At 40.7% G+C, this 14,645-nt stretch carries 16 protein-coding genes; 3 read left to right on the top strand and 13 right to left on the bottom strand.

All coding sequences use genetic code 11. From position 1 onward, the window contains the following. Window positions 1-359: 359 nt before the first annotated feature. Complete coding sequence (mqnC, locus tag O0550_RS01745; protein WP_003338978.1) at window positions 360-1,466, bottom strand: cyclic dehypoxanthinyl futalosine synthase; 1,107 nt, start codon at window positions 1,464-1,466, stop codon at window positions 360-362. An 82-nt stretch (window positions 1,467-1,548) separates the two neighbouring features. Further along, a complete protein-coding gene (locus O0550_RS01740; RefSeq protein WP_003335068.1) occupies window positions 1,549-1,767 on the bottom strand; it encodes a hypothetical protein in 219 nt (72 codons plus the stop codon). A 252-nt stretch (window positions 1,768-2,019) separates the two neighbouring features. On the opposite strand from O0550_RS01740, the gene O0550_RS01735 reads away from it, so the two are divergent. Next, window positions 2,020-2,595, top strand: a complete 576-nt coding sequence (locus tag O0550_RS01735) for a YqaA family protein (protein WP_003335069.1) — start codon at window positions 2,020-2,022, stop codon at window positions 2,593-2,595. A 185-nt stretch (window positions 2,596-2,780) separates the two neighbouring features. On the opposite strand, the gene ald is transcribed toward O0550_RS01735, so the two are convergent. After that, on the bottom strand, window positions 2,781-3,905 hold the full coding sequence (gene ald / locus O0550_RS01730) for an alanine dehydrogenase (RefSeq protein WP_003335070.1): 1,125 nt from the start codon (window positions 3,903-3,905) through the stop codon (window positions 2,781-2,783). A 258-nt stretch (window positions 3,906-4,163) separates the two neighbouring features. Then, window positions 4,164-5,573, bottom strand: a complete 1,410-nt coding sequence (locus O0550_RS01725; protein ID WP_258425524.1) for an amino acid permease — start codon at window positions 5,571-5,573, stop codon at window positions 4,164-4,166. A 185-nt stretch (window positions 5,574-5,758) separates the two neighbouring features. Here O0550_RS01725 and O0550_RS01720 point away from each other — a divergent pair, with 185 nt between their 5' ends. Together O0550_RS01720 and gerQ are read left to right on the top strand one after the other, a co-directional pair. Next, entirely contained in the window at window positions 5,759-6,181 is a 423-nt protein-coding gene (locus O0550_RS01720; protein WP_003335073.1) for a cell wall hydrolase, read from the top strand. An 18-nt stretch (window positions 6,182-6,199) separates the two neighbouring features. Next, entirely contained in the window at window positions 6,200-6,682 is a 483-nt protein-coding gene (gerQ, locus tag O0550_RS01715) for a spore coat protein GerQ (RefSeq protein WP_003335074.1), read from the top strand. Window positions 6,683-6,841: 159 nt separating this feature from the next. On the opposite strand, the gene O0550_RS01710 is transcribed toward gerQ, so the two are convergent. The 9 genes from O0550_RS01710 to O0550_RS01670 all read right to left on the bottom strand — a co-directional run bounded on the left by O0550_RS01710 (window position 6,842) and on the right by O0550_RS01670 (window position 14,543). After that, window positions 6,842-7,300, bottom strand: a complete 459-nt coding sequence (locus O0550_RS01710; RefSeq protein ID WP_003335075.1) for a DUF420 domain-containing protein — start codon at window positions 7,298-7,300, stop codon at window positions 6,842-6,844. Between the two features lie 31 nt (window positions 7,301-7,331). After that, window positions 7,332-8,237: a cytochrome c oxidase assembly protein gene (locus O0550_RS01705; RefSeq protein WP_003338981.1), complete on the bottom strand. Its 906-nt coding sequence runs from the start codon at window positions 8,235-8,237 to the stop codon at window positions 7,332-7,334. 318 nt (window positions 8,238-8,555) lie between these two features. Continuing rightward, window positions 8,556-8,870, bottom strand: coding sequence for a cytochrome C oxidase subunit IV family protein (locus O0550_RS01700; RefSeq protein ID WP_003338982.1), 315 nt, complete (start codon window positions 8,868-8,870; stop codon window positions 8,556-8,558). 1 nt (window position 8,871) lies between these two features. Further along, entirely contained in the window at window positions 8,872-9,498 is a 627-nt protein-coding gene (locus O0550_RS01695; protein WP_003335079.1) for a cytochrome (ubi)quinol oxidase subunit III, read from the bottom strand. Beyond that, window positions 9,498-11,345, bottom strand: coding sequence for a cytochrome c oxidase subunit I (gene ctaD, locus O0550_RS01690; RefSeq protein ID WP_003335080.1), 1,848 nt, complete (start codon window positions 11,343-11,345; stop codon window positions 9,498-9,500). The genes O0550_RS01695 and ctaD overlap by 1 nt, the downstream gene beginning before the upstream one ends. 36 nt (window positions 11,346-11,381) lie before the next feature. After that, window positions 11,382-12,401 (bottom strand): cytochrome c oxidase subunit II, encoded by a 1,020-nt coding sequence (coxB, locus tag O0550_RS01685; protein WP_003335081.1) that lies wholly within the window; start codon window positions 12,399-12,401, stop codon window positions 11,382-11,384. Between the two features lie 561 nt (window positions 12,402-12,962). Further along, window positions 12,963-13,490 (bottom strand): ACT domain-containing protein, encoded by a 528-nt coding sequence (locus tag O0550_RS01680; RefSeq protein WP_258425523.1) that lies wholly within the window; start codon window positions 13,488-13,490, stop codon window positions 12,963-12,965. A 92-nt stretch (window positions 13,491-13,582) separates the two neighbouring features. Continuing rightward, window positions 13,583-13,912, bottom strand: a complete 330-nt coding sequence (locus O0550_RS01675) for a hypothetical protein (protein WP_258418972.1) — start codon at window positions 13,910-13,912, stop codon at window positions 13,583-13,585. Window positions 13,913-14,078: 166 nt separating this feature from the next. Continuing rightward, window positions 14,079-14,543 carry a DUF1284 domain-containing protein gene (locus tag O0550_RS01670; RefSeq protein WP_258425522.1) on the bottom strand — a complete coding sequence of 155 codons (465 nt, stop codon included), beginning with the start codon at window positions 14,541-14,543 and terminating at the stop codon, window positions 14,079-14,081. Window positions 14,544-14,645 lie beyond the last annotated feature (102 nt).

The following is a 14,645-nucleotide window of genomic DNA, read 5'->3' as shown; positions in this document are numbered from 1 at the left end:
TTTCTCCTCCCTTTTTCTCCACACGCATGTGAAAAATTACACAAATATCATTACGCCATCATTCTAACATTCCTAACTAAATAATCAAGACCTTTTATTTCCATTTTTATGTTAAATTAGGCTAAAAAACAGGTCTTTTTTTGACAATCTGGAGAACGATTTTGTTTATTCTAATCTACGAAATAAATGAATGAAAAATATGAATATTCCCAGCATGAAAACGCTTTAAAAACGTCATACAAACTTCATATACAAAAAAACCCGTCCTATAAAAAGACGAGTTTTTTCTATCATTTTGTATCAATTCAGCTGACGATTACCTATCAATAAGCCAGCTTTCATTCGGTTCTCTACACTCATTAATTTTGCATAACAAAATCCGTCTCTGCCCATTCGCTCTCTTGAAACACGCGTAGAGTTTCATAGGCGGTATTGCGTTGAGCAGGAATTTTTCCCGCTTCACGGATTAACTCTAGGATTTTGTTTGTATTTACCTTGTAAGCACATTTCGCTGCTGATACAACATTCTCTTCCATCATAGTCGAGCCAAAATCATTAGCTCCATAAGACAAGGACAGTTTACCGATCTCAGGTCCCATTGTTACCCAGGAGGATTGAAAGTTAGGTATGTTATCCAGCATCAAACGGCTGATCGCCAATGTTTTTAGATACTCTTCTGGAGTGTTTTTCGTAGCTTTCATGTTGGTATTATCAGGCTGGAAGGTCCAGACAATAAAAGCCTTAAATCCATTTGTCTCATCCTGAGCATCACGAATGCGCAGCAAAGATAACACTCGTTCTTCCATTTCTTCACCAAAACCGATAACCATCGTAGCCGTTCCAGGCAGACCTGCTCGGTGGGCTGCTTTTTGGATATCCACCCACTGCTCCCAGGTTCCTTTTAAACGCGAAATCTTTTTACGTGTCCGATTGTCCAGAATTTCTCCGCCTGCTCCTGGCAAAGAATCTAAACCAGCTTCTTTTAGCTGTCTTAGGGCCTCTTCAACTGATACATTGGAGACCTCAGCCATTTTAGCTACCTCGGCTGTAGATAAAGAGTGCATCGTAATGGTAGGGAAGCGCTGTTTAATCTCGCGTAGCAAATCCGTAAAATAGGATAGTTTTAAATCAGGATTCGTACCACCCTGCATTAATATTTCTGTTCCGCCAACATCAACTGTTTCTTGAATCTTTTCGAAAATTGTTTCTTTTGGAAGAACATAGCCTTCCTTCGAGCCAGGCGGGCGATAAAAGGCGCAAAAACGGCAATAGGTATCACAGACATTGGAATAGTTGATATTCCGTCCGATGACAAAGGTCGTGATCGGTTCAGGATGCCACTTTTGCATGATCTGATTCGCTGCATGACCTATTTTCTCAATTTCATCAGAAGCAAAAAGGGCTAAACCATCCTCTAATTGAAGTCGCTCGCCACGAAGAGCTTTGTCCAATATATGATCAATCAAGAGGAATTCCTCCTATCCTGTGCATATTCCACCTTTCATCCTATCATAAAATTAAATTCCTGCCTACGCTAGAAGTATAGTGCTATTCGTAGCCAATCTCTTCGTAAACTTCCGGTTCCCAATAAATGACACAGTTTGCTAGAGGTAAATTAATTTCACGTGCACCATTCGGCTGACCATTGAAGCGAATGATTTCCGTTACGGAGACACGATCCCCTCGTACTACAATTTCTCCTTTAAGCTCTTGACGCTTTCCATCTGGCGAATAGAAAATTATGACTCCAGAACCAATATCTTTCATATGCAATCCCTCGGAATTCTCAAAATTTTTATCTTAATAGTAGTAGAGAAGTTTGAGAACGTCAACTATCTGTGTAGATTGAGAAAAAACTGAATCCTTTTTGCCCAAGTGTGCGTATAACCTTGTAGCATGCTATAATATTGGTCGAACTTGTCATATCCCAGACTGGACGACCATACATCTAAATAAGTACGAATTTTGTTCGATCCTTGACTACAAGAAAAATCGACTTTATACATAAAGGAGACTATGATGCTTGACCAAATCAATGAAATCTTTCAGCAATACGGAGCGTGGGGATTATTTACACTCTCCTTTCTAGATTCAATCATCTTGCCGTTTCCCCCATTCTTTTTACAGATTGCAATGAGTCTATTGGAGCCTTCACTTGCTATTGAATATGCTCTCTTTGCTTTCATCGGCTCTTTACTGGGGGCACCATGCGGCTTTATTCTCGGTAAACTGTTTGGTAAACCGCTGATGGACAAAATCGTTCCAGAAAAATGGATCAGTCTCGCTACAGAACAAATGACTAAAAACGGTGATGCTGCCATTATCATTGGCTCATTTACACCTATTCCTTTTAAGGTATTTACCATCCTATCTGGTGTACTCGGCTTCTCCTTCAAAAAACTAATGGTTTATGCTGTTATTGGTCGGGGTTTTAAATTTTTTCTAATCGGTTTAATCTTCCATTTATATGGAAAGCAAGCAAAATTGTTAATTGATGAGTATATGGATGTTTCTCTTTTAATTGTAGCTGTTCTACTTGCCGTAGGCTGGCTGATCTTTATGCAAATAAGAAAGCGACGTGCTGCTAAAAAGTAAATGTTTGAATCGCTATCCTGGCCCTTGAGGCTCCTACATTCAAAGTAGAGTCCTTTGGTCGAGATGACTTTTTGTTCAGCGATGATTGTAAAATACGAAACTCTCAAACGATAAGAATCACACCAAAAAGGGCTATCCATCTTCTACGATGTACGATAGCCCTTTTTATATCAACTCTATGATTTTTAGCTTTGCTGCTCTAGCAATTCCTTCGCATCTACAGACTCATAGCCCAATGCTTGTGCAACAGCCTGATATGTTACATGTCCATTCAATGTATTTATACCTTTTAGTAATGCAGGGTTTTCTAAGCATGCCTTTTGATAGCCTTTATTGGCGATTTGCACCGCATATGGAACCGTCACGTTTGTCAAAGCAAACGTAGATGTGCGTGGAACAGCGCCAGGCATATTAGCCACCGCATAATGCACTACACCATGTTTTTCATACGTTGGGTTATCATGAGTAGTGATACGATCGGTTGTTTCAAAAATACCGCCTTGGTCAATCGCAATATCTACTAGAACCGAGCCTGGTTGCATGGATTTAACCATTTCCTCTGAAACCAATTTTGGTGCTTTTGCTCCTGGAATAAGAACAGCCCCAATCACTAGATCAGATTCCTGTACGGCATGTGCAATATTAAATGGATTGGACATCAGGGTTTTTACGCTATGTCCAAAAATATCTTCTATTTGACGCAAGCGATCAGGATTTAGGTCGATAATGGTAACATCAGCACCTAAACCTACTGCCATTTTCGCCGCATTAGTACCGGCTACTCCTCCGCCAACAATGGTTACTTTGCCACGTTGGACCCCTGGCACACCGCCGAGGAGAATACCTTTACCGCCTTCCTGTTTTTCTAGGAACTGAGCGCCGATTTGGGTAGACATGCGCCCTGCAACCTCTGACATAGGAGTTAACAACGGAAGTGAGCCATTGCTCAGTTGAACGGTTTCATAAGCGATCCCTATAACTTTATTATCAACTAACGCTTTCGTTAATTCTGGTTCTGGAGCTAAATGTAAGTATGTGAACAGAATAAGTCCTTCACGGAAATATTGATATTCGGAAGGCAATGGTTCCTTAACTTTCATAACCATGTCCATTCCCCAAGCTTCTTGTGCAGTCTGGACGATTTTAGCCCCAGCTGCTACAAACTGTTCATCAGTAAATCCAGAGCCAAACCCTGCGGATGTTTCGATGAAGATTTCATGTCCATTCTTCACCAAATTCATTGCTCCTGCTGGTGTCATAGCTACTCGATTTTCATTGTTTTTAATTTCCTTTGGAATACCGATGCGCATGTTTCGACCTCCTCAGTAAGTTAAACATAAATACTTTCAAACAGTTCTGATGATTAATTCAAAAGTAGAAGCTTTATCCACGCATTGATTGTATCATGTACGAACCGAAAATGAAAGCGCTTACAAAAAATCTATAAATTCACATTCTCCTAAGTTATTTGATAGTTTTGAAGTATATAAAAAGAACAAGTCACCAGCTATCCCCTACTGGTGACTTGTTCTTATCTTTACATGAAAATATGATTTTTACCTATCAAATTACCTTTTTTTCTTAGATCCGTCCGAAGAACCCACGCTCTCTAGCAAACTATGTTTCTTAGAGTAGACAAAATAGACAACCGTTCCGATGGCCACCCAGATTGCAAAATACATCCAGGTTGCTCCTGGAAGATTAATCATGAGGAACGCACAGAATACCATTGTTAAGATAGGAATGAACGGAACTAATGGAACCTTAAAGCCACGCTCCAAATTTGGATGCGTTTTACGAAGTACGATAACGGATAATGCAACCATAGCAAACGTGAGTAACGCACCGATATTTGCTAAATTAGATAGTTCCTTAATTTCTACAAATCCTGCAATTCCACCACTGAGTAATCCTGTTAACCATGTAGAAAATACAGGTGTATCTGTTTTATTAACACTAGAGAAGCGTTTTGGAAGTAGCCCATCGCGACTCATCGCAAAGATTACACGAGTGCCAGCAAATACATAAGCAAAAATAACAGCCATAATACCAATAACGGCTCCTACAGCAACGATTCCCGCTACCGTATCCTGACCTACAAGCTCCAGGACATACGCCATTGCTTCAGGTACATCTAAGTTCTTATAAGAAGTGATGCCTGTCATGATAAGACACACAATAACATAAAGGATCGTACAAACAACAAGTGATGAGATAATTCCTACTGGCAAAGCCTTTTGCGGGTTTTTACATTCCTCTGCAGAGGTTGATACTGCATCAAAGCCTAGGAACGCAAAGAATACCGCTGCTGCTCCAGCAAAAACTCCTTCAACGCCATACGGCAAGAATGGGTTCCAATTTTCTGGCTTAACATAAAATACACCTACAGCGATAAACAGTAAGATCACCAGTAGCTTTACTAATACCATGAAGTTGTTAAACTTCTTACTTTCTTTTGTTCCACGAGATAATACAAAAGTGATTAGTAAGACAATGATAACAGCCGGTAGATTAATAATTCCGCCACTCATCGGCGTACTGACCAACTGTTCAGGCAAACCCCAGCCAAAACCAGTCAGCAGATTATTAAAATAAGCAGACCATCCAACAGCAACTGCTGAAGTGGTAAGAAAATAAACAGATAATAATGTCCATCCCATCAGATGCGCTACAAATTCACCTAGTGTTGCATACGTATAGGTGTAAGCGCTTCCAGAAACCGGGATGGTCGAAGCAAATTCTGAGTAGCAAAAGGCAGCAAAACCACAAACAAGTGCAGCAATCATAAACGAAAGAATAACAGCAGGACCAGCATCTCTAGCTGCTACAATACCTGTAAGTACCATAACACCAGTTCCTAGCACTGCCCCAATGCCTAGTAAAGAAAGATCAAAGGATGTTAGTGTTTTGTTTAATGATTTGTTTTGACCTTGTTGCAATAAGTCAGTAACTGATTTTTTTCTCAAAAGATTGCTCATATTGCCCCCCCCTTGATTGATAACTGTTTCCTTCACATAAGTATCCTACCACACAATATTCATTTTGTTCTATTTATAGATTTTTCTTAAAAATTCAAAAAAACTCGTTTTTTTATACTGTACAATCACCTATCGAAGAAAACACTTATATATTGAAAGAGGAGAGATAAAGGGGAGGTGAATGAATGGCTGTTATTAAGTACAACACCAGTGATCTTAACATGCTAGCTAGGCTGCTTCGAGCAGAAGCTGAAGGAGAAGGACCTCTTGGAATGTTAATGGTTGGAAATGTTTCTGTTAACCGTGTCCTTGCCAACTGCTTAGATTTTAAAAACATACGAACCATCCCTCAAATGGTATATCAAAGTCCCGGCGGATATGAATCTGTTCAAAAACCGTATTTCTATCAAATGGCTAGAGAATCAGAGAAACGTTTGGCCAAACGCGTAATTAATGGAGAAAGGACACATCCTGCAAGCAACGGACTTTGGTTCTTTCGCCCGGTAGGTAGCTGCCCTCCCACTTGGTTCAACCAGAGAAACACAGGACGATTTAAGGCACATTGTTTCTTTGCACCAACCGTTCAGGATTGCCCTAGAGTTTATTAAAGAGGAGAGAAAAACCAGATGTATTATAATACTTATGCTCAGCAAGAATTCGAGCCCACTTCTTATTATCCACAATGCTATATGTATCCATGTTACCCTACTCCACAACAGCAGACACCATCCGCACAAATGGGTCCTACACAGGTAAGCCCTAACCTACAAATCCAGCAACAGCCCCAGCAACTCGTGCCTCCTAATGCAAATGGGAGCTTTATACCCGGTGGTCCCCTTCCAGTAGTCGAAGAATCATACGTAGAAAATATTTTACGTCTCAATCGAGGAAAAGTCGGTACCTTCTATATGACCTATGAAAATAACAGCGAATGGAATGCAAAAATTTTCCGCGGAGTCATCGAAACTGCTGGTCGAGATCATATCATCCTTAGTGATCCGCAAACCGGTATGCGTTATTTGCTTCTGATGCTAAACCTAAATTATGTTACCTTTGATGAAGAAATTAACTACATTCCACCAGTAAATCCATTTGCTCGTACACGTTAGTCCTTAGTCATTACCAAGAGAGACAACTCGTCCATGTACAAATAATCTGGTTCCCTATTATGAGTAGTGGAACAATATAAGCAACAAGCCTCCACGTATACTTGAAAGTAAATCTGGAGGCTTGTTGCTTGCTTTTTGAATGCGTATGTTATTCTTTACTTAGAAGCCCAAAATGGTTCGGAATAAGCTTGATGTCTCTCCACCTGGATAAATGATAAACAACAAAAAGTAGACAGCTATACCGGTAATCGCTGTACCGAACCAGATAATAGAAGTAACTGGCCCCCACTTGCGATGCTTAGCAAATTGCTTGGTAAAACCTAAATATAACGTTACCAATCCAAAAACGGCTGCTGTTGTAGCCAAGGTGATATGGAATATCAAAAAGATTTGGTAGTATAAGCGCAATTCATCCGGTCCGCCGAAATTCATATTTCCCACGAAAATCGTTCGAGACATATAAATAATGAAAAATGCTAGGGCAAACACGGATGCAACAATCATTGTTTTTTTATGGGCCTCAAATTTTCGTTTGGCTACTTGAACCCAACCGATTGCTACAAGGATTGCACTGATGGCAATAAAACTTGTACTAAGTGCAGGCAACAACGTTAGCACTCGATCACTTCCTCTTATTCTTTTTTAAAATTTATACTCGCCCACTAGTGGGAACGATAGTGAGTTCTTTTCGCTGTTCCATGGGTTCAAAGGATTCAAGCGGATCGATTTCATCAATACCCGTTGTCGGATTTTCCTCACGGTACCATTTAGAAAACACATGCCATAGCCCAACTCCATATGCTGTTTCCTGTACCATCTTCATCACAACACCACCCAATTGCTGATCATCGAGTATCGGTAGGATGGCAAACAATTGCGGTCCATAGCTATAAGATTCATAGACCAATTGGGAAGCAAATATGATTAACGCACAGGCTGGTGTCATAAGCACACCTGCTGCAAAGATATACCCCATTAGCTTGACGTTTTTAATCCGTTGTAACTCTGGAACTGGACAGATAATATGCCACCATATCATGAAGGCTGTAAATAATAACAGGAGCTTATAAGCAATATGAACTCCATGGTACTGCATCACGAAATCAAGTACAAGCGGAATATGATAAACAGAGAAAAATAAATTAAACATAAATAAAGATATCAACGGTTTTGTTAGACGATCAAACCATCTTCTTACAAAAACCGGTTGTAGAACTGCTCTTATAAACCACACTGGCAGGCCCAGCACAAAAAGTGGTGGGAAAATCATTACTAACAATGATTGCTGGGTCATATGCAAGGTAAACGACACATGCCCGTAAAAATAGAGCGGACTTCCCATCGCTACATATAAGGTAAGAAGAGCGATCATAAACGTAATCTGCTTTCCTACTGAAACAGGCTCTGCATTACTAAACCGTTTACGCCATGGGCCAATTAACATAAAATATGCCACACCAAGCAAGACAACAAAAGCTAAAAATTCAGGATTCCATAACTCCGCAAACTTCGGTTGATAACCATGCAAAAGTAAATGCTGTTCATGGGTACCCATCCATATCCCCCTCTCATGCGGAAGGTTTCTATTTTCTGATAAGTGGAAACATACATGTATATTATACTGAACCGATCTCGGACAAGCTAGCAACCAACTTGCTTTTTAGTAGGTTAGAATGGAAATGCATTCTCCCTGTTCACTTGTTTGCCATAATTTCTACAAAAGCACTAAAACAAACCAATTACTCAGTCTGGTTACTAGCAGAACAAGCTATTCTTTACGAAAAAAGCGAGCTACTCAAGTAGCCCGCTTTTAACAGGATCGGGGCTAAGTCTTCACCTTTGTAGAATCAAAGTTGGACCTTCTCCCTTACCTTTATACCCAATACAGCGCCATGACAACGCATGTTACCATGATAAACGCCCCAGTGAAAATTGCCACCACTGGAAATAGATGGCCTTTATCCTTTAAGTGCATCCACACGTATAATTGCACTAATGCCTGCACGGTACCTAACAGGATAATATAAGGATAAACGAAACCTTTTTTATCTGGCATGTAGATAACCGCCGCAAACGCTAATGCTGTTAATACAATGGACAAAATAAATGAAACGATATGTGGCTTCATGCTAGTGTTATGGGCATGGGAATGTTTTGAAGGTTGAGATGAATGATTGTGTTGATTCATCTTATGCTCCTCCTTGTCCAGACATGATACCCATTAGGTACACGACTGTGAAAATGAATACCCACACTACGTCAACGAAGTGCCAGTACAAGCTTGCAATATAGAACTTCGGTGCAGTAACCACTGTCAGACCCTTTTTCATAGCAGAAACCATCAGGGTTGCTATCCATGTAACCCCGAACAATACATGCGCTCCATGGAATCCGACTAACGTGTAGAAAGCGGAACCATATGCACTACTAGTCATTGTATGACCTTCATGGTAATAGTGATAGAACTCATAAATTTCTAGCCCTAAGAACGCAAATCCTAGTACAACGGTTACAGCAAACCAGAACATCATCATTTTGAAGTTATGACGGTGCATTCCGATGATGGCAAATACACTTGTTAAAGAACTGGTCAAAAGTAAAATTGTCGCCATAGCAACCAGTTCAACTTTAAAGATTTCATGCGGAGCTGGTCCTGATACATATTGATCTCTAAGAGCCAAATACGTGGCAAATAGAGAACCGAACAATACCATTTCTCCACCTAGGAAAAGCCAGAAGCCTAGTATTTTATTTCTGCCTTCAAGGGTTGCCTTTTCAGGCTCAGCAGGTAGAACACCATGATCCGTGTGTTGCATTACAGCCTACCCCCTTTTTCTGTTTCCTTAATCTCGTCTACTTCGATATGGAAACCATGGTCATCCTTAATGGAACGGGCAAACATGCAAAGGAAAAACAGCCCCAATCCTACGAAGACCAGCACATATTTGTGATAGATAAAACCAAATCCTGCAATAAACATCCCTACAGACATCAGGAATGGTAAAACAGATGGAGACGGCATATGAATCGGGCCAAGCGGTTCAGCCGGAGTCATTGCTTTGTTGCCTGCCATTTTCTCAACCCAGAAAGCATCAAGACCACGCACGCGAGGTGTTTGAGCAAAGTTATACTCAGGTGCTGGAGAAGGAATTGACCACTCAAGCGTACGACCATCCCATGGATCTGCCACAGCCTTTTTACCTTTTGCATTCGTGTAAATCACGTTAACAATAAACAACACGGTACCGACAGTCATAATGATGGCACCTACAGTGGAAATCAAGTTTCCTAATTCCAGCTGTTGACCTGGTAAGAAGGTGTATACACGACGCGGCATACCCATCAATCCAAGGAAATGCTGAGGGAAGAATGTTAAATGGAAACCAATAAAGAATAGCCAGAAGTTCCATTTACCAATTGCTTCATTTAGTAATTTACCAAACATTTTTGGCCACCAGTAGTAGAAGGCTGCAAACAGCCCAAGCACCATACCACCAACAAGAACATAGTGGAAGTGAGCTACTACAAAGTAAGAGTCCTGATATTGATAGTCTGCTGGTGCTACAGAAAGCATAACCCCGGTCATACCGCCGATGGTAAATGTCGGTATAAAGCCTGTAGCGAACAGATTGGCTGTGGTAAAGCGAATTTGACCGCCCCACAGAGTGAATAGCCAGTTAAAGATTTTAATACCGGTAGGAACGGCAATCAGCATCGTCGCAATCGAGAAGAGCGAGTTAGCTACCGGACCCAAACCTACTGTAAACATATGGTGAACCCATACCATGAAGCCTAAGAAACCGATAACCATGGTCGCAAAAACCATAGCGGAATATCCAAACAGACGTTTTTTCGCAAAGGTACTGATAACATCAGAGATCATACCAAATGCTGGAAGTATTAGGATGTAAACCTCTGGGTGACCAAAGATCCAGAACAAGTGCTGCCATAACAGTACGTTACCGCCGCCAGCTACTTCAAAGAACTGTGCTCCGAAAATTCGGTCAAACATCAATAGAACTAAACCTACAGTGATCGCAGGGAACGCGAACAAGATTAATGCAGAAGTAATAAATGCTGTCCAAGTAAACATCGGCATACGCATAAAGGTCATCCCTGGTGCGCGCATGTTAATGATTGTAACCAGGAAGTTAATCCCCCCGATTAATGTTCCCAAACCAGCTATCTGCAAACCTAGTACATAGAAGCTTACCCCAGCGGTCTGACTGTATGTGTTTGAAGATAATGGCACATACGCCGTCCAACCTACATCAGGTGCACCGCCCATGAACCAACTTACGTTAAGCAACAACCCACCAAAGAAGAACAGCCAGAAGCCTAGTGAGTTTACAAATGGAAATGCTACGTCACGCGCACCGATTTGTAGCGGTACGATTGCGTTCATGACAGCAAAAATCAATGGCATGGCAGCTAGGAAGATCATAGTGGTACCATGCATCGTTAGCAATTCATTAAACGTGGAGCCAATGAACATTTTACTATTTGGATACATGAGCTGAATACGCATCAGCAATGCTTCAAGTCCACCAAGCAAGAAAAAGAATCCACCGGCTAATAGGTACAGAACGCCGATTTTTTTATGGTCCACGGTTGTGATCCAATCCCACAAGCCCGTATTTCTTGGACGAACATGTTGAGCCACGGTTTTGCCCCCTCTTTTAGATTCAAAATTCAGCTATTATTGACGTTTCAAGCTGGACAGGTATTCAACAAGAGCATCCACCTGATCATCATTTAACTTCAGGTTAGGCATCAAGTTACCAGGCTTCACTGATTCTGGGTCCTTCAACCATTCAGCAACGTGTTGCTTGTCGTTAGGCAACACACCTGCTACAGTTTGGCGATTACCAAAATTAGTTAAGTCTGGACCAATTTTACCACCATTGCCATCAACAGCATGGCAGGAAATACAGCTTTGTTTAAAGACTTCTTCCCCTTGCGTTGCAACAGCTTTATTTTCAGCAGGTGCATTTTCACCTTTTGTCATTTGTACTACCCATTTATCAAACTCTTCTTGTGATACAACCTTTACTTTGAAATCCATCAAAGCATGAGACGGACCACAGAGCTCGGCACATCGTCCTTGGAAGGTTCCTTCAACTGGACTTTCTAGCCACATATGGTTGGTCATACCTGGGTTTGTATCTTTTTTACCGCCTAGTGCTGGTACCCAGAAAGAGTGAATTACATCAGAAGCCTCTAAAGAAAGGTACGCTTTTTTGTTGACAGGGATGTATAATTCCTGAGCAGTGTTAATTTTTAAATCTGGATATTCAAACTCCCACCAGAATTGGTGTCCTGTTACCTTGACTTGAAGAGCATCCTTGTCGTTTGAATAATCCTTTGCCAATGTAAATGTTGTCGAAACCATCGGAATCGCAAGAACAATCAAAAGAATGAAAGGGATAACCGTCCAAATAATTTCTAACTTGTGGTTTCCTTCGATTTGTTCTGGAATACTGTTATCGCCCTTACGTTTACGGTATCGGATCAATACATAGGTAAAGATAACGACAACCACAGTGAAGACGCCTAACATGATGGTAACACTAAGCTTAATCAAGTCATATTGCATGCCTGCTACAGTCCCTTTAGGCTGCAGTGCAGACAGATAAGGGTCGCCACATCCAGTTAGTAAAAGCGCTACCATTACTAACATAGGAAGCAGGCGCCCGACTTGCTGCAATCGTCTCATCATTGCGATCTAGCCTCACTTTCTCTCCTTTTTACCTTTAATAGACTTACTAATAGTAATCACACTAAGTCTACTAATGCAATCATGTTTGTTATCTAGAATGTGCTCCGTATATTTACCACTAGAGGCAATAGTTATTATGTAAATTTGGTAAAAAGAACAAATCATGATAACAAATCTTTCTTCTTACTAAATGAAAATTTTTACAAACTGCGTTATCTGTTCCATTATAGCCCCCTTCTCATTCATATGTAGCGTCGTTTTGCCGCAATTGTAAATAAACAATAAATTGAGGCTAGACTGACAAAAGCTAATTTTAAAAACAGATACATCTATTGTAAACAATTTCCGGCTGTTTTAGGAAAAGAGCGATAAGAATTCACAAATTGTTCATACAAATGTAACTCTTTTGACTCTGGTGACTCTTTCCTTTGTGATTTTTTTCATTGATCACAAAATAATCATATCATGTTTTGCAAGCGCTATCAAAGAGCGGAAAACCCATGTTTTCCGCTCTAGTTTCCTTTTTCTCCATTTTTCATGCTTTTTTGTTTTGCCTTGAAGTTACTGCAATGAAATCGCTTTCGTAACATTAGACAACGTTTCAATCTGTTCAATTGCTTCGGCTGGTATCTCCTCATCCGTTAGTGAAACCAGTAACGCCAGCTTTCCCTTTTGTTCACGAGAGACGTTCAATTTTGAAATGTTAATTTCATGCTGCGCCAAAATACGTGAAACATCGTGAATAACGCCAGGGTAATCATGATGGTACACCAATAACCCATGAGTCTCTGCTGTTATACGGCACGCGTATACATTCATCTCACTTATAAAGGTTTCTCTATAATCCTTGGAGAACACATACTTGTTGTCTCCCACGATAAGCTGGGCAACATGACTGGCGTATTCCCCTGTACTATTTTCTATTTTTATTTGCATATCTGGATTTAATTCGTGCAATCCGGCAAGTAACAAAGTAACAATTTGCTCTCGGTCATCTGCGGTCATGATGGTAAGTGTTACTTGTTCCATGTTGGACTCAAAACGCTCCACTAATTTAGCCAATGAGCGTAGCCCTGAGTAGTCTGTCATACTGTTTCCCCTCTCGTCTGTCAATGTATCATATATATATACATCGTCCGAGGATAATTAGCAATGCCTACAGAAGGGAAAACTCTACTTTTTTACATATTTGTACTTCCACTGCGATCTTCACCATGTATGCCAATACTCTCTAATCTCCTACGAGTGTCTGAGCTACCTAAGTGGTAAATAAGCTGATAAATCTGATCAAGAGCCTCATCATATTCCTCAGGTTCGCCGCCTAGGTCTTCGTCGTAGGCCATTTCAAATAACTCCTGAAGCTGTCTAATCTCGCCTGGTGTAGCTAATACTTCATAATCAAAAGACGTATCTGTAGGATTGTCGATAATATCTCCCTTTACAGAATGAGGGTGAATGGATAAATAATATGGTCTTTTATCAGGAGCTGGTGTTGTTGACAAGTAAGACATCTCCTTTCTTTACCTGCTTTTTTCTTTCTTTATGCCCTGCTCTCTCCTTTTCCATACCTTTCCAACACATATCCTGACTAAAAAATGTTCGATGGACTAAGACTAAAAGATTTGTAAAAATCTAGCTACTGCTGCGATAAAGTGATCTACTCCCTGCTCTACACCATCAAATGGCATCTATCTCCATGTATTTGTTTTCCTTTAGCAACGCAATTCCTTTTTTGCAAACCCCGTAAGATAACCAAGAGCAGCCTGCACAAATCCGATCTAAGTCGGCAGGCTCCACCCTGTTTTTTGTCCGCTCAATCAATTCAGACTTGCGGTATATATGTCCAGATATCAGACCCAGTTGTTCAAGAGCAGCCAAATCCATTGCTTGCACATGCTCTTCTGAGGTTGGGTCAGCTACACAAATCCCTTCTCCTTTATTCGGACAATATTGACAGGTATCATCTAAAGCATGAACCACTCGAATAGGGAAGTCGTCTTGATGATCCCTAATTCTTTCAACAATCTCCTTCATTTTGACCGCAAAGGCCGGGCTATAACCCATTCCCCTAAACCCATGTACACACAATAAATGATGTCCGCGTAATGTAATACTATTTTTGGCATCTCTATCTGTTACCACCCAACCACCTCCCGTGTCATTTCGACTATAGCATGTAATCCCCCAAAGCCCCACCTAAAAACGAATAAAAAAATACCCTATCCAAGCAAACTGCTCGAACAG

The sequence above is a fragment of the Brevibacillus halotolerans genome, from assembly GCF_026891775.1.
GTDB lineage: Bacteria > Bacillota > Bacilli > Brevibacillales > Brevibacillaceae > Brevibacillus_B > Brevibacillus_B halotolerans.
This window is presented reverse-complemented; position numbering and strand designations above follow the sequence as displayed.

Coding starts and splice junctions, on each gene's coding strand:
- O0550_RS01740 (WP_003335068.1), bottom strand. CDS start 1,767: ATGAAAGATATTGGTTCTGGAGTCATAATTTTCTATTCGCCAGATGGA.
- O0550_RS01735 (WP_003335069.1), top strand. CDS start 2,020: ATGCTTGACCAAATCAATGAAATCTTTCAGCAATACGGAGCGTGGGGA.
- ald (WP_003335070.1), bottom strand. CDS start 3,905: ATGCGCATCGGTATTCCAAAGGAAATTAAAAACAATGAAAATCGAGTA.
- O0550_RS01725 (WP_258425524.1), bottom strand. CDS start 5,573: ATGAGCAATCTTTTGAGAAAAAAATCAGTTACTGACTTATTGCAACAA.
- O0550_RS01720 (WP_003335073.1), top strand. CDS start 5,759: ATGGCTGTTATTAAGTACAACACCAGTGATCTTAACATGCTAGCTAGG.
- gerQ (WP_003335074.1), top strand. CDS start 6,200: ATGTATTATAATACTTATGCTCAGCAAGAATTCGAGCCCACTTCTTAT.
- O0550_RS01705 (WP_003338981.1), bottom strand. CDS start 8,237: ATGGGTACCCATGAACAGCATTTACTTTTGCATGGTTATCAACCGAAG.
- O0550_RS01700 (WP_003338982.1), bottom strand. CDS start 8,870: ATGAATCAACACAATCATTCATCTCAACCTTCAAAACATTCCCATGCC.
- O0550_RS01695 (WP_003335079.1), bottom strand. CDS start 9,498: ATGCAACACACGGATCATGGTGTTCTACCTGCTGAGCCTGAAAAGGCA.
- coxB (WP_003335081.1), bottom strand. CDS start 12,401: ATGATGAGACGATTGCAGCAAGTCGGGCGCCTGCTTCCTATGTTAGTA.
- O0550_RS01680 (WP_258425523.1), bottom strand. CDS start 13,490: ATGACAGACTACTCAGGGCTACGCTCATTGGCTAAATTAGTGGAGCGT.
- O0550_RS01675 (WP_258418972.1), bottom strand. CDS start 13,912: ATGTCTTACTTGTCAACAACACCAGCTCCTGATAAAAGACCATATTAT.